We start from the raw sequence: 20,285 nt of genomic DNA on the forward strand, positions 1-20,285 counted from the left end.
TCTAAATCTCCTAATTTATTATTCCATCAAACCTGCTTTGTATAAATTTTGAAAATGACCTTTAACTTTTTTAAGAGTTTCAAAATCTCCTCTTTGAACAATTCCTTGGCCGTTTTTTCCCAATACTACTATTTCATCACAATTTTTTATGGTACTTAAACGGTGTGCAATAGAGATTGTAGTTCTACCCCTCATTAAATCATCTAATTTTTGTTGGATCTCTTGCTCTACAATATTATCTAAAGCACTTGTGGCCTCATCTAAAATTAGTACTTTAGGGTTTTTTAGGAACATTCTGGCTATGACTAAGCGCTGCTTTTGACCACCAGATAACATAAATCCCCTTTCTCCTAAAATAGTATCATATCCATCGGGTCAAGTTAAAACTAATTCGTGTAGTTCTGCTTTTTTTGCCGCTTCCATTACCTCATTATCAGAAGCTCCAAAACAACCATAGCGAATATTTTCGTAAACATCACCATAAAGTATTTGAGGCTCTTGTTCAACATAACCTATATGCGCCAAATAACTCTCCAGATTGATATCTTTTAAGTTTATATTGTCATTGATAATTATTTTACCTTCTGATGGGTCGTAAAATCTTAGTAACAACTTAGCAATTGTTGATTTACCACTACCTGTTTCTCCAACAAAAGCATAACTTTTACCTTCTTCAAAGACAAAGCTAAATTTAGGTAGAATAATTTTTTTCGGTTTTTCTGGATACCTAAACTCAATTTCATCAAATATTATTTTTCCCTTTAGTTTATCAATTTTTATACCACTATTATAATGTGGGTCTAAAATTGATGTAACATTAATTGTATCATCGACTCTTTGAGCTGCTACGGTGGCTTGTGATAAACCAAATAAAGCATTCATTATTTGGAATAACGGTCCAATCATTATTTGTTGTGCTAATGTAAAAGCAATAAATGTCGTATCAAAAAATGTTACTCCGCCGCTTTTACCCCCAAATAATATCATTGAAAATATTATCACTGAGAATTGCAAAACAAATATACCAGCCCACATTGTTGTTAACATGAATGACTGTATTTTACCAATAACAATTGATTTTTTGTAGTAGTTTTGGTGAACTCTATGAAATCTGTCAGTTTCATAATTTTCAGTCCCATTAGATTTAATAAGTCTAATAGTTGCTACTCTGTCAGTTACATTACCATTGATTTCGGTAATAACTTCACGTACTTTGTGAAACTTTCTTCTCGTAGCTAAGTAGCAAAAGGCCATTACTATCATAATAAGTAAAAATATAGTCATTGTGATAGCTGCCAACTGTCAACTCAGTATAAACATCATAATTGCAGATGCTAAGATTTCAAAAAAAGATATTCCAAATTGTAAGGGAACTTGAACAGCTTGATCTCCAACAATTTGAGTATCTGAAATTACTTTTGTTAATATGCTACCTATTTTTTTGTTTGAATAATACGATATATCTTGTCTAACTAAACTTTCAAGTGATCGATTACGTAAACTTATTTCAATTCTCTTACCCATAATATATGCAATAAAGTCATAAATGTATGAAGATACACCGTAAGTAATAATCACACCTAATGAAATATAAATTAGTGTAACTCAAGATAAGCCTCAATAACTTATTATACCTGATGATATAACTTCTTTGCCACCACTGGCAACCCTAACAGCCATAATCATTTGTTGTGTTAATAAAGGAAACATCACTGCACAAGAAACAATTATCATTATCAAGAATAACATAATTGCCGTGAGCCTCCACTCTTTTTTATAATAGTGAGCAATTGTTTTTAACATTGCTCCTCCTTGTTTTTTCATATAATAAACCTTCTTTTCTATTTTTTGCTATTAAAAATTTTACCTTCACAGGTAATTTGTATATTAAAAATTATCATTAAAGAGCTGAGCTAATTTAAAGGATTATCATTTATGCTAACTAATAGACCGATTAAGGGCATTTTTGAGTTTGTATAACTTTTGTGTTTTTGCATATCATGCCCTCCCTTCATTAATATAATTTTAAATATAAAGAATTAAAAAGCAAGCATAATCACAATTTAGCAATAACTTGGAAACCATTTATAATTTATTGAACTGCTAAAATAAAAAAAAAAAAAAAACAAGATATACTTGTTTAAATTAACCTACTTTTTTTACTTCTCTGTTTTTGTAGTAACCACATTCACGACAAACTCTGTGTGGTTTTATCATGCTTCCGCAGTTTGGACACGAAATGATAGCTGAACTAACTAAAGCAAGATGACTTCTTCTTTTATTTTTTGCAGCTTTACTGGTTTTTCTAAATGGTACAGCCATGTTTTACACCTCCGATTATTTATTCTTTTACTAAATCCTTAAGTTTATTTCACCTAGGATCTAATTTTTCTGCTTGTTCTTGTTGGTATTCTTCTTCAGACATAAGTTTAAAATCTTTACCGACAAATGAAATTTTACCATAGTTTTTTGTGAAATTAATAGGAATATTTAAAACTATTTGAGAAACTGCGTAACCTAGTATATCAAATTGTTCACCAATAACTATGTTATGTTGATCATCTTTTGATTCAAAGAAGTACTCATCTTCTCAATCAAGAGTTTCGTTAGTGATAGATATTTCACTTCCATCACGTGCGTCTAATGCTTGATAATCTGCACATATTTTTGCTTTGATATATATACCCATTATAGAATCCTGGTATACCAATTTACCCTTGACTTCAATTTTATCTATTTTTTTAAGTAAGGCATGTTCAAAATTTGAGTTGTCGATATTTGAATAAGTTAAATCTAAATCGATATTTTTTTTAAGTTCTATATCTTTTTTATGCAAATTATTTCACCTCAATATTTAATTCCAGTAGCTTGTCTTGTAACTTTTGTCATTCTGCCATCACATCTTTGTCATTTAGTTGTCTTTCTAAGTCATTGAACTCAAAACTAACTGAGACTGCTTTTTTGTTGTTTTTTTTCAATAATTCATCTTGATAAATATCCACTAAATCAATTTTTGTTATGAAATTTACATCGTGGGTTATTTTTTTAATGATATCACTATAACGGTCTTTATCGTCTAATAATATTGTAAGATCTCTAGAAGTTTTTTGGTATTTTGAGATTTCTTTTAATCTTATTTTTTGATTATATAGCTCTTCAATTGCATTTAGATTAAGTTCAACTAAAAAAGTATTATCTAGTTTTAATGTTTTTTCGTATTTTGGATTTAACTTAAAAATAAATCCAATTAAAGAATCTTTATACATAACTTCAGCATTTAAATACGGGTGTATCTCATTAATTTTTCAATTCATAGCTTTTAGTTCAATATCTAAAAGGCTTATTTGATAAATACTTAAAACTGACTCCATAATTCCTTTAACAAAAAAGAAATCTGGTTCGACTTTATAATTGTGTGCTTTTTGGCTGAAACTATCACTAGATATCAAAAAAGCGATGTGCGATTCTCTTTTGTTATCATAGTTATAAATATCTGCACACTCAAAAAGTTTGAGATTTTTATTATTTCTTGAGTAATTAAGACTCGCAACTTCAATTAAGCTTTTAGATAAACTTAAGCGATAAGCTTCTCTTAATTGGCTTAAAGGAGATAATAATTTCACCGGATTATTTACATTGAAAAGATCTCAATGTAAAACTTCTTTGTGATTCATCAACGAATAAGTTTTAGTATTATTAAATCCCAGTCCTATTAAGTGATTTTCAACCATTTTTTTTAAGTTTTGAGAAAGTTTTTTTTCTTTAGAGTGTGTTACTATACTTGGTGCAACTGATGGAATATTGTTATATCCGTATAAACGGGCAATTTCTTCAACTATATCAGCTTTATTTTGAATATCCGTTCTGAATTTATCAATGTTGAAAGTTAAAAGATTATCTTTTATTTCTATTTCAAAATCTAATGTTCTAAATAAATTCTTTATGTTTTCTACACTTAAACTCATACCTAAGTAATCATTAATAAATTCCAAAGATATTTCAATAGTTTTTGTAGACTGTTTAAGTTGTTTAAACATCTCAATAGAGCTAGAAGAATCATATAAATTATAATAATTCATTCAATAAGTGATTCTTTTTTCTGCTAATTGATAAAGTTCTGTACTAATTGGTTTCATTCACCTTTGTAAAGAAACACTTGAAATATTAAGTACCTTTTGTTGTTTTCTCATAAGTATTGGATTTAGTGAAAGGTACACAACAACAACTTTCTTACTATCGCCGTTTGGCAAATAATCTTTCTCAATACTCATTCCTAAAGTAGAGATAATTTCATCACCATTTAATAGTTGCAAATTTGTTGTCTTGTCATCACTAGTTTCATTTTTAATTTTTAATTCCTTATTTAAAACTTTTTCATCTAAAAATAAAATTGGTTGTCCAGTTTCAATAGCAATAATATTACTTAAATCAAGTCAAAAATTATCTGTAGTTTTAACACCATTGAATTTTAGTCATAGATCATGTTCTGAGTAAACTTTAAGTTTATTTTCTACTAATGAATAAATCTCTTTTATGTTAAAAATTTGAGACCCAGCGAAGTTTATGTGTTCATCAACGTCTTTTTCTCAAGAAATCTTGATTTGGTCGTTATTTTTATTGTCCACTTTTGCTTCAAAAGATTGAGAAATGTCTATAATTTCTTTATCAAAATAGTTAGCTAACTCTTTCAATAACTGAAATGCAGCTAAACAGTCACTACGATTTAGCGTCAAATCAACTTCTCATAATGAGTCATTAAAACCGATAATGTCTAAAATCTTTTTATTCCCGATATAACTATATGTATCTTTTTTTGTATGAACTTCGTATATACTTTGAATCTCTTTTTCTGTAAGGTTTTTTGGGTCAACTCCTAATTCAATTAAGGAACAAATCATCCCTTCAGATGTTTTTCCTTTAATTTCCTTTGTTTGTAATTCTAGACCAGTTGAGATTTTTGACCCTGGTTCTGCAAGCACAACATATTGACCTTCTGCAACATTGTCTGCACCACAAACAATTGGAGAAACCAAATCTTCACCCTTGTCAACAAAACAAAAATTCAGATGTGTTCCATCAATTTTACTTACATTTCCGATATGACCTAACATTAGTCTTTGATTTAAATCCTTGAAAGTCTTGTATGAGTCAACTTCAAAACCAAGTGAGTTTAATGCAACAGTTATTTCGTTATCTTTAACTCCCACAAGGTCTATAAAGTTTTCCAATCAATTTCTTGTAATTATCATTTTTTGCTCCTTTAATTTCCGAAAAACTTGAATTGATTTAAGAATCTAATATCGTTTTCGTAAAAGTCTCTAATATTTTTAATACCAAATTTAAGCATAGCTACTCTTTCAATTCCTATACCAAATGCTAGACCTCCAACTTCATTAGGATCCAACCCATTCAAAATTAATACTTGAGGTGCTATCATACCTGCTCCTAAAATTTCAATTCACCCTGTAAATTTACATATTTTACACCCTAATCCGTCGCAACTAACACAACTAATATCTACCTCTATTGAGGGTTCGGTAAATGGGAAAAAGCTCGGTCTCATTCTTATTTGAGTTTTATTAGAAAAAAGACGTTTACACATATATTCTAAAATTCATTTAAGATTGGCAAAGCTTATTTTTTGTCCGACTGCAAATCCATCAATTTGCATAAATTGATGAGAATGAGTTGCATCATCGTCATCCCTTCTGTAAACGTTTCCGTAACTAATGGCTGCAATATTTTTCTCATTATTAATATTTTTTGATAATTTAGTTAAAAGTCTAGCTGTCATATTAGTAGCATGTGTTCTAAGCACTACTTTTTCGTCTATGTAAAATGTATCTTGCATATCACGAGCGGGATGGCCGATAGGTAAGTTTAATTTTTGGAAGCAATACTCATCTAGTTCCAATTCAGTTCCATTGATCATTTCGTAACCCATTTCACTAAATATATCACTTAATTCGTCAATAACTATATTCAAGGGGTGTTTTGATCCACGATTTATACTAACACCTGGCAATGTAATATCTACCTTTTCCTTTTCTAGCAAGTTTAGTAATTCTAAATTCGAGAATTCTTCAAAAAGGTCATTTAATTTTTCATATATCTCAGCTTTTACTTTATTTGCAAATAAGCCTACTTCTTTTTTTTCACTCGAAGAAAGTTGTTTAAGATTGTTTAAAACAAGATTCAAAGGCGACTCTTTACCTGTATACTCTTTTTTAACTTCCTCTAGTTGTTCTTTTGTCTTTATATTATTTACTTTTAATTTGAAATCTTTAAGTAATTCTTCTAATTTTTTAATCACAGTCTCACCTTTTCTATTTTTACAGCATAATAATTATACTAAATAATCTTTTTCAAAAGTTTTTTAATTATTGATTTTTGATTATTTATTGATTCATCTAAATCGGTAACTAATTTACTTAACTCTTCACTTAGTGTAACAACAGATCTAACAAATATTTTTCTTATTTTTAACACTTGTAGATGCAATTCAGCTTTTTTTATATTATAGAAATCGTCAACATCTACATAAGTATTTTTGTAAATTACATCACTATGTATTTTATTGTGAAAAATATAGACTAACAAAGACTCATTTATGAATTTTTTCAAAAGCACATAATATTGAGTTAAATAATTATTAATAATATGTTCATTAGAATTTTTGTATAGCTCTAAAAGTTTTAAATTATTGTCAAAGTTGTCGATAAAGCAATTCCTAAGACAAATAATTTTATTTTTTATGTCATCTTCTTCAACTTTGTTCATCTCACTTTTAAATATTGCATTAACAATCGAATATAGATTATTTACATTAATTATTGATGGTAGACCTTCAAAATATCAATTTAAATTTATATCGTGAATACAAAACCTATTTAATTTTTGATTAAATTTTTGATTAAATTTTTCCAATATATTATCCATTTGAACTCCTTAAAGATATATATAAAAAAGCCCGACTAATTGTCGAGCTTTTTTACTTCTGAACTGGCAGCTTCCTATTTTCGCATTATACTATCGTCGGCGTTACTGATCTTAACTTCTGTGTTCGACATGGGAACAGGTGTGACCTCAGTGCTATGGCCACCAGATCTGAATTTTTTTTGAGAGATGGGTTTTTGCAAACCTAATCGTTCTCTCAAAACTGAACATTAGAATGAATATATACTTTATAAAGCAATTTGTTTTAGGTATTCTTTAGAAAGACTCTCGATCTATTAGTATTGGTAAGCTGAACACGTCGCCGTGCTTACACACCCAACCTATCAACCATGTGGTCTACATGGGATCTTACTTCCGAAGAATGGGAAAACTCATCTTGAAGGAGGCTTCTCGCTTAGATGCCTTCAGCGATTATCCTTTCCGCACATAGCTACCCTGCTGTGCCACTGGCGTGACAACAGGAGCACCAGGGGTGCGTCCATTCCGGTCCTCTCGTACTAGGAACAGCTCTTCTCAATTTTCCTACGCCCACAACAGATAGGGACCAAACTGTCTCACGACGTTCTGAACCCAGCTCGCGTACCGCTTTAATGGGCGAACAGCCCAACCCTTGGAACCGACTACAGCTCCAGGATGCGATGAGCCGACATCGAGGTGCCAAACCTCCCCGTCGATGTGAACTCTTGGGGGAGATCAGCCTGTTATCCCCGGGGTAACTTTTATCCGTTGAGCGACGGCCCTTCCACACGGGACCGCCGGATCACTAAGCCCTGCTTTCGCATCTGTTCGACTTGTAAGTCTCGCAGTTAAGCACCCTTATACCTTTGCGCTCTGCGTACGATTTCTAACCGTACTGAGGGTACCTTTGGGCGCCTCCGTTACTTTTTAGGAGGCGACCGCCCCAGTCAAACTACCCACCAAACACTGTCCCTGACCCGGATAACGGGTCTAGGTTAGAACCTCAATGTAACAAGGGTGGTATTCCAAGGATGACTCCACAATCACTAGCGTGACTGCTTCAACGTCTCCCACCTATCCTCTACATGTTACACCAAGACTCAATATTAAGTTATAGTAAAGCTCCACGGGGTCTTTCCGTCTAGTTGCGGGTAACCAGCATCTTCACTGGTACTAAAATTTCACCGAGTCTATAGCCGAGACAGCGAAGGGATCATTACGCCTTTCGTGCGGGTCAGAACTTACCTGACAAGGAATTTCGCTACCTTAGGACCGTTATAGTTACGGCCGCCGTTCACCGGGGCTTCAATTCAATGCTTCACCTAAGTTAACATCTCCTCTTAACCTTCCGGCACTGGGCAGGCGTCACCCCCTATACTTCGTCTTACGACTTTGCAGAGAGCTGTGTTTTTGCTAAACAGTTGCCCCTTCCTCTTCACTGCGGCTCACTAAAAGTGAGCACCCCTTCTCGCTAACTTACGGGGTTATTTTGCAGAGTTCCTTAGCTATAGTTATCTCGCTTGCCTTAGGATTCTCTCCTTGACCACGTGTGTTCGTTCTAGGTACAGGCACCTAATAAATTAACGCTAGAAGCTTTTCTTGGAAGCGTGGAGTCATGGACTTCGTTACTAGCCGTAGCGTTCACTCCCCATCATACTTCAGAGTTATAGCACGCGGATTTACCAACGTACACTCCTTTGTATTTAGACCGGCATATCCAACAGCCGGCATCCACTATCCTTCTCCGTCACTCCATCACTTTATTAGGTGGTACAGGAATATCAACCTGTTGTCCATCGACTACGCCTTTCGGCCTCGCCTTAGGTCCTGACTAACCCTGGGTGGACGAACCTTGCCCAGGAAACCTTGGTCAAACGGCATGGGAGATTCTCACTCCCAAACGTTACTCATGCCGGCATAATCTCTTCTAATCGCTCCACCAGTCCTCACAGTCTGACTTCATTGCAATTAGAACGCTCCCCTACCACTTACATTGCTGTAAATCCTAAACTTCGGTAATCCGCTTAAGCCCCGGTACATTTTCGGCGCAAAGGCACTCGACTAGTGAGCTGTTACGCACTCTTTAAATGGTGGCTGCTTCTGAGCCAACATCCTAGCTGTCTGTGCACCTTCACATCCTTACACACTTAGCGTATATTTAGGGACCTTAGTTGTAGATCTGGGCTGTTTCCCTCACGAGCATGGACCTTATCACCCATGTTCTGACTGCCGAGTATGAAATTATGGCATTCGCAGTTTAATTGTAATCAGTACCCCTAGGTGGGGCCATCATACATTCAGAGCTCTACCTCCATAATTCTAAACCTCGACGCTATCCTTAAAGATATATCGGGGAGAACTAGCTATCTCCGGGTTCGATTGGAATTTCACCCCTAGCCACAAGTCATCCACGGTCTTTTCAACGAACGTTGGTTCGGTCCTCCATTAGGTCTTACCCTAACTTCAACCTGCTCATGGCTAGATCACCCGGTTTCGTGTCTACGACATCATACTGAACGCCCTATTAAGGCTCGCTTTCACTACGGCTCCGCATCTTCTGCTTAACCTTGCATGATATCGTAACTCGCCGGCTCTTTCTACAAAAAGCACGCCATCACCCATTAACGGGCTCTGACTTCTTGTAAGCATATGGTTTCAGGAACTGTTTCACTCCCCTCACGGGGTACTTTTCACCTTTCCCTCACGGTACTGGTTCACTATCGGTAAAATGGTAGTATTTAGGCTTACCCAGTGGTCTGGGTAGATTCCGACAGGGTTTCACGTGCCCCGCCGTACTCAGGATACTCTTTCGAGGTTAGTGCATTTCGCATACGGGGGTATCACCCTCTACGCCGCTGCTTCCCAACAGCTTCTGCTATACACTAACTTTGTAACTCTAACAAGAGTCCTACAACCCCGGCCCGAAGACCGGTTTGGCCTGTTCCGCTTTCGCTCGCCGCTACTTACAGAATCACATTCGTTTTCTTTTCCTCTGGGTACTAAGATGTTTCAGTTCCCCAGGTTCCCTTCACATAACCTATGTATTCAGTTATGGACACTATGAGATTAATCATAGTAGGTTTCCCCATTCGGACATCGTCGGATCAAAGCTTACTTCCAGCTCCCCGGCGCTTTTCGCAGGTAGTCGCGTCCTTCATCGGCTCCATTTTCCAAGGCATTCACCATATGCCCTTACTATACTTTCTTAAAGAAAGACCTATTTTGCATTATAAAATAATCTATATTTTTTTGAAATTTTAGTTTTTCTTAGTAATTTTAGTTACTATTTTTACGTTTTATTGTTAAACGTAAGAAAAATTAAATGTCTATTTTTTTCATCTAATATTCAGTTTTCAAAGAACGATTTTCTTTTCAGAAATTGCTGCGCCGCATTGGCGCAAAACAATCTCTGAAAACTAGATAGAACGAGATATACTCATAAGCTGTTACACCGATTCGCTCAGCTTTTTTTCTCTAAACTATGATACTCCATAGAAAGGAGGTGATCCATCCGCACGTTCCCGTACGGATACCTTGTTACGACTTCACCCTAATCGCTAATCCTACCTTGGTACGCTCCCTCCTTACGGTTAGGATACGTGCTTCTGGCATTACCAACTCTCATGGTGTGACGGGCGGTGTGTACAAGACCCGAGAACGTATTCACCGCGACATTGCTGATTCGCGATTACTAGTGATTCCGGCTTCATGAAGTCGAGTTGCAGACTTCAATCCGAACTGAGACTGGCTTTTTGAGATTAGCTCCCCCTCGCGGGATTGCGACTCTTTGTACCAGCCATTGTAGCACGTGTGTAGCCCAGGACATAAGGGGCATGATGATTTGACGTCATCCCCACCTTCCTCTAGCTTACACTAGCAGTCTCATTAGAGTCCTCAACTGAATGTTAGTAACTAATGATAGGGGTTGCGCTCGTTGCGGGACTTAACCCAACACCTCACGGCACGAGCTGACGACAACCATGCACCACCTGTCTCAATGTTGGCCTCCACTACATCTCTGTAGCTTTGCACTGGATGTCAAGCCCTGGTAAGGTTCTTCGCGTTGCTTCGAATTAAACCACATGCTCCACCACTTGTGCGGGTCCCCGTCAATTCCTTTGAGTTTCACTCTTGCGAGCATACTACTCAGGCGGAGTACTTAATGCGTTAGCTGCAGCACCGACAATTGCCGACACTTAGTACTCAACGTTTACGGCGTGGACTACTAGGGTATCTAATCCTATTTGCTCCCCACGCTTTCGTGCCTCAGCGTCAATTACAGGCCAGTAGACCGCCTACGCCACTGGTGTTCCTCCATATATCTACGCATTTCACCGCTACACATGGAATTCCATCTACCTCTCCTGTATTCTAGTTAATCAGTTTTCAAGGCGAACCGGAGTTGAGCTCCGGGCTTTAACCTCAAACTTAATCAACCGCCTACGCACCCTATACGCCCAATAAATCCGGATAACGCTTGCCACCTATGTATTACCGCGGCTGCTGGCACATAGTTAGCCGTGGCTTTCTGGTAAGGTACCGTCAAACTAAAAGCATTTCCTCTTCTAGCTGTTCTTCCCTTACAACAGAGCTTTACAATCCGAAGACTGTCATCACTCACGCGGCATTGCTTCATCAGGCTTTCGCCCATTGTGAAAAATTCCCTACTGCTGCCTCCCGTAGGAGTCTGGGCCGTATCTCAGTCCCAATGTGGCCGATCAACCTCTCAGTTCGGCTACGTATCATTGCCTAGGTAAGCCATTACCTTACCTACTAGCTAATACGCCGCATCCTCATCTTCTAGCGACCCAAACGGGTCTTTTAACACCTTTTGATGCCAAATGGTGTCGTATGCGGTATTAGCAGTCGTTTCCAACTGTTATCCCCCACTAAAAGGTAGATTAGATACGTGTTACTCACCCGTTCGCCACTGGGTGCAAGCACCCCGTTCGACTTGCATGTATTAGGCATGCCGCCAGCGTTCATCCTGAGCCAGGATCAAACTCTCATTAAAAATTAATGCGAATATTTTGATTCATGACTATATCTGTTTGTATTCTCAAAAAATTGAACTTGTATTATATTGTACAAATTAAATTGGTTGTTGTTGTTCTATCTAGTTTTCAAAGATCGTTTTATAGCTTGTTCAACAAGCGACATTAATAAATATATATTATTTAAAATTAAATGTCAATATTTTTTTTATTTTATATTTTATTTTTTGTCGTTAAGTTAAAAGTTTCAACTTAACGGCCATTTAATAATAGCACAGATTAAACTTAAAAATGTCTAAAAATTTTAGTATTTTTTTATCATATGAGTCTTTAAAAAGATAATAATAGTAAATACACTTTGTATGTTATATTGAAGTAATTTAAGTTTTCAAGTTTCATATATGCTTATTATTTTTTCCTTAATGTACTATTATAAATAATTCATCTTTTTAATATAGAATCTTAAAATCAATTTACTAGTGAGGCAAAAAAAAGAAAGATTACACCTAAAAAATAAAAAAGTCCAACTAAATGTTGGACTTTTTTATTTCTGAACTGGCAGCTTCCTATTTTCGCATTATACTATCGTCGGCGTTACTGATCTTAACTTCTGTGTTCGACATGGGAACAGGTGTGACCTCAGTGCTATGGCCACCAGATCTGAATTTTTTTGAGAGATGGGTTTTTGCAAACCTAATCGTTCTCTCAAAACTGAACATTAGAATGAATATATACTTTATAAAGCAATTTGTTTTAGGTATTCTTTAGAAAGACTCTCGATCTATTAGTATTGGTAAGCTGAACACGTCGCCGTGCTTACACACCCAACCTATCAACCATGTGGTCTACATGGGATCTTACTTCCGAAGAATGGGAAAACTCATCTTGAAGGAGGCTTCTCGCTTAGATGCCTTCAGCGATTATCCTTTCCGCACATAGCTACCCTGCTGTGCCACTGGCGTGACAACAGGAGCACCAGGGGTGCGTCCATTCCGGTCCTCTCGTACTAGGAACAGCTCTTCTCAATTTTCCTACGCCCACAACAGATAGGGACCAAACTGTCTCACGACGTTCTGAACCCAGCTCGCGTACCGCTTTAATGGGCGAACAGCCCAACCCTTGGAACCGACTACAGCTCCAGGATGCGATGAGCCGACATCGAGGTGCCAAACCTCCCCGTCGATGTGAACTCTTGGGGGAGATCAGCCTGTTATCCCCGGGGTAACTTTTATCCGTTGAGCGACGGCCCTTCCACACGGGACCGCCGGATCACTAAGCCCTGCTTTCGCATCTGTTCGACTTGTAAGTCTCGCAGTTAAGCACCCTTATACCTTTGCGCTCTGCGTACGATTTCTAACCGTACTGAGGGTACCTTTGGGCGCCTCCGTTACTTTTTAGGAGGCGACCGCCCCAGTCAAACTACCCACCAAACACTGTCCCTGACCCGGATAACGGGTCTAGGTTAGAACCTCAATGTAACAAGGGTGGTATTCCAAGGATGACTCCACAATCACTAGCGTGACTGCTTCAACGTCTCCCACCTATCCTCTACATGTTACACCAAGACTCAATATTAAGTTATAGTAAAGCTCCACGGGGTCTTTCCGTCTAGTTGCGGGTAACCAGCATCTTCACTGGTACTAAAATTTCACCGAGTCTATAGCCGAGACAGCGAAGGGATCATTACGCCTTTCGTGCGGGTCAGAACTTACCTGACAAGGAATTTCGCTACCTTAGGACCGTTATAGTTACGGCCGCCGTTCACCGGGGCTTCAATTCAATGCTTCACCTAAGTTAACATCTCCTCTTAACCTTCCGGCACTGGGCAGGCGTCACCCCCTATACTTCGTCTTACGACTTTGCAGAGAGCTGTGTTTTTGCTAAACAGTTGCCCCTTCCTCTTCACTGCGGCTCACTAAAAGTGAGCACCCCTTCTCGCTAACTTACGGGGTTATTTTGCAGAGTTCCTTAGCTATAGTTATCTCGCTTGCCTTAGGATTCTCTCCTTGACCACGTGTGTTCGTTCTAGGTACAGGCACCTAATAAATTAACGCTAGAAGCTTTTCTTGGAAGCGTGGAGTCATGGACTTCGTTACTAGCCGTAGCGTTCACTCCCCATCATACTTCAGAGTTATAGCACGCGGATTTACCAACGTACACTCCTTTGTATTTAGACCGGCATATCCAACAGCCGGCATCCACTATCCTTCTCCGTCACTCCATCACTTTATTAGGTGGTACAGGAATATCAACCTGTTGTCCATCGACTACGCCTTTCGGCCTCGCCTTAGGTCCTGACTAACCCTGGGTGGACGAACCTTGCCCAGGAAACCTTGGTCAAACGGCATGGGAGATTCTCACTCCCAAACGTTACTCATGCCGGCATAATCTCTTCTAATCGCTCCACCAGTCCTCACAGTCTGACTTCATTGCAATTAGAACGCTCCCCTACCACTTACATTGCTGTAAATCCTAAACTTCGGTAATCCGCTTAAGCCCCGGTACATTTTCGGCGCAAAGGCACTCGACTAGTGAGCTGTTACGCACTCTTTAAATGGTGGCTGCTTCTGAGCCAACATCCTAGCTGTCTGTGCACCTTCACATCCTTACACACTTAGCGTATATTTAGGGACCTTAGTTGTAGATCTGGGCTGTTTCCCTCACGAGCATGGACCTTATCACCCATGTTCTGACTGCCGAGTATGAAATTATGGCATTCGCAGTTTAATTGTAATCAGTACCCCTAGGTGGGGCCATCATACATTCAGAGCTCTACCTCCATAATTCTAAACCTCGACGCTATCCTTAAAGATATATCGGGGAGAACTAGCTATCTCCGGGTTCGATTGGAATTTCACCCCTAGCCACAAGTCATCCACGGTCTTTTCAACGAACGTTGGTTCGGTCCTCCATTAGGTCTTACCCTAACTTCAACCTGCTCATGGCTAGATCACCCGGTTTCGTGTCTACGACATCATACTGAACGCCCTATTAAGGCTCGCTTTCACTACGGCTCCGCATCTTCTGCTTAACCTTGCATGATATCGTAACTCGCCGGCTCTTTCTACAAAAAGCACGCCATCACCCATTAACGGGCTCTGACTTCTTGTAAGCATATGGTTTCAGGAACTGTTTCACTCCCCTCACGGGGTACTTTTCACCTTTCCCTCACGGTACTGGTTCACTATCGGTAAAATGGTAGTATTTAGGCTTACCCAGTGGTCTGGGTAGATTCCGACAGGGTTTCACGTGCCCCGCCGTACTCAGGATACTCTTTCGAGGTTAGTGCATTTCGCATACGGGGGTATCACCCTCTACGCCGCTGCTTCCCAACAGCTTCTGCTATACACTAACTTTGTAACTCTAACAAGAGTCCTACAACCCCGGCCCGAAGACCGGTTTGGCCTGTTCCGCTTTCGCTCGCCGCTACTTACAGAATCACATTCGTTTTCTTTTCCTCTGGGTACTAAGATGTTTCAGTTCCCCAGGTTCCCTTCACATAACCTATGTATTCAGTTATGGACACTATGAGATTAATCATAGTAGGTTTCCCCATTCGGACATCGTCGGATCAAAGCTTACTTCCAGCTCCCCGGCGCTTTTCGCAGGTAGTCGCGTCCTTCATCGGCTCCATTTTCCAAGGCATTCACCATATGCCCTTACTATACTTTCTTAAAGAAAGACCTATTTTGCATTATAAAATAATCTATATTTTTTTGAAATTTTAGTTTTTCTTAGTAATTTTAGTTACTATTTTTACGTTTTATTGTTAAACGTAAGAAAAATTAAATGTCTATTTTTTTCATCTAATATTCAGTTTTCAAAGAACGATTTTCTTTTCAGAAATTGCTGCGCCGCATTGGCGCAAAACAATCTCTGAAAACTAGATAGAACGAGATATACTCATAAGCTGTTACACCGATTCGCTCAGCTTTTTTTCTCTAAACTATGATACTCCATAGAAAGGAGGTGATCCATCCGCACGTTCCCGTACGGATACCTTGTTACGACTTCACCCTAATCGCTAATCCTACCTTGGTACGCTCCCTCCTTACGGTTAGGATACGTGCTTCTGGCATTACCAACTCTCATGGTGTGACGGGCGGTGTGTACAAGACCCGAGAACGTATTCACCGCGACGTTGCTGATTCGCGATTACTAGTGATTCCGGCTTCATGAAGTCGAGTTGCAGACTTCAATCCGAACTGAGACTGGCTTTTTGAGATTAGCTCCCCCTCGCGGGATTGCGACTCTTTGTACCAGCCATTGTAGCACGTGTGTAGCCCAGGACATAAGGGGCATGATGATTTGACGTCATCCCCACCTTCCTCTAGCTTACACTAGCAGTCTCATTAGAGTCCTCAACTGAATGTTAGTAACTAATGATAGGGGTTGCGCTCGTTGCGGGACTTAACCCAACACCTCACGGCACGAGCTGACGACAACCATGCACCACCTGTCTCAATGTTGGCCTCCACTACATCTCTGTAGCTTTGCACTGGATGTCAAGCCCTGGTAAGGTTCTTCGCGTTGCTTCGAATTAAACCACATGCTCCACCACTTGTGCGGGTCCCCGTCAATTCCTTTGAGTTTCACTCTTGCGAGCATACTACTCAGGCGGAGTACTTAATGCGTTAGCTGCAGCACCGACAATTGCCGACACTTAGTACTCAACGTTTACGGCGTGGACTACTAGGGTATCTAATCCTATTTGCTCCCCACGCTTTCGTGCCTCAGCGTCAATTACAGGCCAGTAGACCGCCTACGCCACTGGTGTTCCTCCATATATCTACGCATTTCACCGCTACACATGGAATTCCATCTACCTCTCCTGTATTCTAGTTAATCAGTTTTCAAGGCGAACCGGAGTTGAGCTCCGGGCTTTAACCTCAAACTTAATCAACCGCCTACGCACCCTATACGCCCAATAAATCCGGATAACGCTTGCCACCTATGTATTACCGCGGCTGCTGGCACATAGTTAGCCGTGGCTTTCTGGTAAGGTACCGTCAAACTAAAAGCATTTCCTCTTCTAGCTGTTCTTCCCTTACAACAGAGCTTTACAATCCGAAGACTGTCATCACTCACGCGGCATTGCTTCATCAGGCTTTCGCCCATTGTGAAAAATTCCCTACTGCTGCCTCCCGTAGGAGTCTGGGCCGTATCTCAGTCCCAATGTGGCCGATCAACCTCTCAGTTCGGCTACGTATCATTGCCTAGGTAAGCCATTACCTTACCTACTAGCTAATACGCCGCATCCTCATCTTCTAGCGACCCAAACGGGTCTTTTAACACCTTTTGATGCCAAATGGTGTCGTATGCGGTATTAGCAGTCGTTTCCAACTGTTATCCCCCACTAAAAGGTAGATTAGATACGTGTTACTCACCCGTTCGCCACTGGGTGCAAGCACCCCGTTCGACTTGCATGTATTAGGCATGCCGCCAGCGTTCATCCTGAGCCAGGATCAAACTCTCATTAAAAATTAATGCGAATATTTTGATTCATGACTATATCTGTTTGTATTCTCAAAAAATTGAACTTGTATTATATTGTACAAATTAAATTGGTTGTTGTTGTTCTATCTAGTTTTCAAAGATCGTTTTATGGCTTGATAAACAAGCACGTTATTAAATATACCGTAAATGAAATTGTTTGTCAATCATTTTTACATTATTTTATTTCTTTTTTTAAGATAATGATTTTCGATTGAAAAGGCAGTTACTTAACGGCTTTCTAATAATAGCACATATAAAAATAAAAAAACCATTTTTTATTGAATTTTTACGATAATAAAGAAAGCAAATTTTATGAACTGAGATTGTTTTTTATTTGTAATAAATTCAATCTCAGTAGAATTATTTACACTATAAAGAGAATTTGTTAGCCGTTTAGCATTCATAAACTATTTCTTTAATAGAAAGATATACATTTGCGTTCTAAATCTCTTATTCTTTATCATTAAAATGTGTACCACAAACTTTTTTATGTTAATTCTTCTGGGCGTACCTATATTCAATGTTTTCTAGCCTAATTTATTACAAGAAAATTATATTTAGCTAACAAAATCAGATTTCTTATTATTAATTAGTATACTTTCCACTTCATATATTAATCAAAAAAGTTGACATCATAAACATAAGAAACATAAAATCTATAAAGTTCCGGATGTATAAGTATTATAAAGAAAGAAATAATATTTTACTTACAAATACTACTAATATAGCTCATATAATTAAAAACAATTGCAACTAAGAATAAAACAATAAAAACTCGATGCACCTTAGTCAAGGTTATATTGAAATAAGTAAAAATCCAACAAAATGAATAATATATGAACATTAAAAAACGTTTATATTAGATTTCATTTTTTTTAAAAACATTAAAATAAGTTTTACTCTCAAAACTAAACGAACACTGCGATGTATGCTTAAATTTTCAAACATAGGTTTAGTTTTACTTTAAATCGTTGCCAATGATTTTTCAAGAATCGAGAAAAACATTTTCTATTACATTCAATGAATATGAACTAATTTATATGTATCTAGAAATCTTATACTAACTCTTTTAGCAGTTATTTATTTGGCAGGATTAAAATCATTAGAAAAATTTAGTGTCAACATTCTTTCACATTTATTAAAGCAAAGTTTTATTAAATTATCAAACAAATAGGAGAGTTGTATTTTGATTTATAATTACCCTTATTATGTTAAAAATAATTGCTTTATTATGTTTTCATTGTAAGCGTAGGTAAATTAATGATGTACTTAGTAAAACAAATTCTTATATGTTTATAAATAGACGCATGTAAATTAATCAACGGCTTTAAATGTATTTAAAACATAGAACATTGAAAGAATAAAATTCAACTTCACACATTTATCAAATACCGAGTTTGAATTATACATAAAAAAGGCAAACTTAGTTGCCTTTTAAAATTGAAGTGATTTTCAAAAAATTATTACTCGTCCCAATCAATTGTTGGGTAAATTGGATCATTATTTTTAATTTGTTGATTATCACTTAAGGGATCAATTACCTTTTTAGGTGCTAACTCAGGGGTAATGGTTGTTTCTATTTGAACTTCTTCAATTTTACTTGAGTCATCTGGGTTTGAAGGTGCTTCTATTTGAGGCGATGAATTGGTATTTAATCTTTTTTGCTTTTTCATAGCCTCCCAGATTCTATCGCTATCACCTAGAAATACTTTTCCTTGATAATTACTATCGTACTTTGCTTCTCTTCTTTCTCTTGAAGGTTGAGATAATTCACTAAATGGCTTGTTTCCGATTGGTTTCTTGTATTCAACTTTTCTATCTAGTGACCTTCTTGGGATAATTGTTTGACGATAAGGATCAACTGGAGGTTGGGGTTCTCTTGGAAATTCATCAGCTTCCTCGCTAACTAATTGTTTTTCTTCAACCACGACTTTGTCTTCCGATTCTCTCTCATTCAAGTTAATCGGATCATCATTATCAATTTCTTCATCAATGTTTTGCCCATCGTATTGTAAGTTGTCTTCTCTTTTGATTTCAGTGTCATTTGTCTCACTATCAGTGCTAAATAATCGTTCGTCAAAAATTCCACCGGCAAGGTCTTCTCTCAACTTTTGTAGTTTATCAGCTATATTGTAAGTTTCATCATTTGGAGTTGATGTAAAACTACTATCAACAAGATTAGCATTTTTTACTAAGTTTTTATCATTCTCAGATATATCTTCAGTTTCTTGTGTGTCCAAAAAACTCTTACTGATTTTTTCGTGGTTAACTGTCTTGTCAGACGCTAAATTCTTAATTCTAAAAGTAATTACAATAGAGATAACTGAATAGATGCCTGTAATACCCAAAAGTACAATTCCAACTATGGAAATTATTCTTGTTGGGTTTGCAACAATTATAAATGCTGGGTTATTGTAATTCAATGATCATCCATCATCCAAAAATGGATTGACATTAAAAAAATAGACCAACAAAGCTACAAAAGCAAAAACACTAGTTAGTGAGCTTATAATTGATAAAGTTTTGTTCTTAAAAAGAATATATCTTAAAATACCGATCAATGTCATTCCAACCATTGACGCAATAATCATATAAGATAATACTTTTAAATCTGTAGAAGAGATTTGATTACCAACACTTTTATGCAAAGAAACTATTATTGTAAATTTGAAGGAATTATCATGCAACTTAAACATAATAATTGAAAGAATCATTAAAATAGAACAAGCTAAAATTCCTATTATCCCAAAAAACCTAATTTTTTTCATAAAATACCCCTATCAATTTGCCCTAAAATATAATATTATTTTAGCACAACAAAAATAAAATACTACCTAAATTTAAATCACTTCTAAGTATATACGAGTATGTCTTAAATGT

At 37.3% G+C, this 20,285-nt stretch carries 7 protein-coding genes and 6 rRNA genes; all 13 read right to left on the minus strand.

Features of this window, described 5'->3' with window-relative positions:
• Nucleotides 1–18: 18 nt before the first annotated feature.
• Entirely contained in the window at nucleotides 19–1,824 is a 1,806-nt protein-coding gene (locus ACI2WZ_RS03915; protein ID WP_023789847.1) for an ABC transporter ATP-binding protein, read from the minus strand.
• 321 nt (nucleotides 1,825–2,145) lie between these two features.
• Nucleotides 2,146–2,322, minus strand: coding sequence for a 50S ribosomal protein L32 (gene rpmF / locus ACI2WZ_RS03920; RefSeq protein WP_500244708.1), 177 nt, complete (start codon nucleotides 2,320–2,322; stop codon nucleotides 2,146–2,148).
• 19 nt (nucleotides 2,323–2,341) lie between these two features.
• Nucleotides 2,342–2,836: a YceD family protein gene (locus ACI2WZ_RS03925; RefSeq protein WP_500244709.1), complete on the minus strand. Its 495-nt coding sequence runs from the start codon at nucleotides 2,834–2,836 to the stop codon at nucleotides 2,342–2,344.
• Between the two features lies 1 nt (nucleotide 2,837).
• Nucleotides 2,838–5,249: a phenylalanine--tRNA ligase subunit beta gene (gene pheT, locus ACI2WZ_RS03930; protein WP_500244710.1), complete on the minus strand. Its 2,412-nt coding sequence runs from the start codon at nucleotides 5,247–5,249 to the stop codon at nucleotides 2,838–2,840.
• A gap of 11 nt (nucleotides 5,250–5,260) precedes the next feature.
• A complete protein-coding gene (gene pheS / locus ACI2WZ_RS03935) occupies nucleotides 5,261–6,313 on the minus strand; it encodes a phenylalanine--tRNA ligase subunit alpha (protein ID WP_023789855.1) in 1,053 nt (350 codons plus the stop codon).
• A 38-nt stretch (nucleotides 6,314–6,351) separates the two neighbouring features.
• Nucleotides 6,352–6,939 carry a hypothetical protein gene (locus tag ACI2WZ_RS03940; RefSeq protein WP_500244711.1) on the minus strand — a complete coding sequence of 196 codons (588 nt, stop codon included), beginning with the start codon at nucleotides 6,937–6,939 and terminating at the stop codon, nucleotides 6,352–6,354.
• Between the two features lie 61 nt (nucleotides 6,940–7,000).
• Nucleotides 7,001–7,106, minus strand: a 5S ribosomal RNA gene (gene rrf / locus ACI2WZ_RS03945).
• 106 nt (nucleotides 7,107–7,212) lie between these two features.
• Nucleotides 7,213–10,121: ribosomal RNA gene (locus tag ACI2WZ_RS03950) — 23S ribosomal RNA — on the minus strand.
• A 289-nt stretch (nucleotides 10,122–10,410) separates the two neighbouring features.
• Nucleotides 10,411–11,929: ribosomal RNA gene (locus ACI2WZ_RS03955) — 16S ribosomal RNA — on the minus strand.
• 533 nt (nucleotides 11,930–12,462) lie between these two features.
• Nucleotides 12,463–12,568: ribosomal RNA gene (rrf, locus tag ACI2WZ_RS03960) — 5S ribosomal RNA — on the minus strand.
• A 105-nt stretch (nucleotides 12,569–12,673) separates the two neighbouring features.
• Nucleotides 12,674–15,582 (minus strand): 23S ribosomal RNA (locus tag ACI2WZ_RS03965).
• Between the two features lie 289 nt (nucleotides 15,583–15,871).
• A 16S ribosomal RNA gene (locus tag ACI2WZ_RS03970) occupies nucleotides 15,872–17,390 on the minus strand.
• The 16S, 23S and 5S rRNA genes sit together here, the layout of an rRNA operon.
• Before the next feature lie 1,478 nt (nucleotides 17,391–18,868).
• Entirely contained in the window at nucleotides 18,869–20,173 is a 1,305-nt protein-coding gene (locus ACI2WZ_RS03975) for a hypothetical protein (protein WP_500244712.1), read from the minus strand.
• Nucleotides 20,174–20,285 lie beyond the last annotated feature (112 nt).

The organism is Spiroplasma endosymbiont of Megachile willughbiella, assembly GCF_964273395.1.
Lineage (GTDB): Bacteria > Bacillota_I > Bacilli_A > Mycoplasmatales > Mycoplasmataceae > Spiroplasma_A > Spiroplasma_A apis.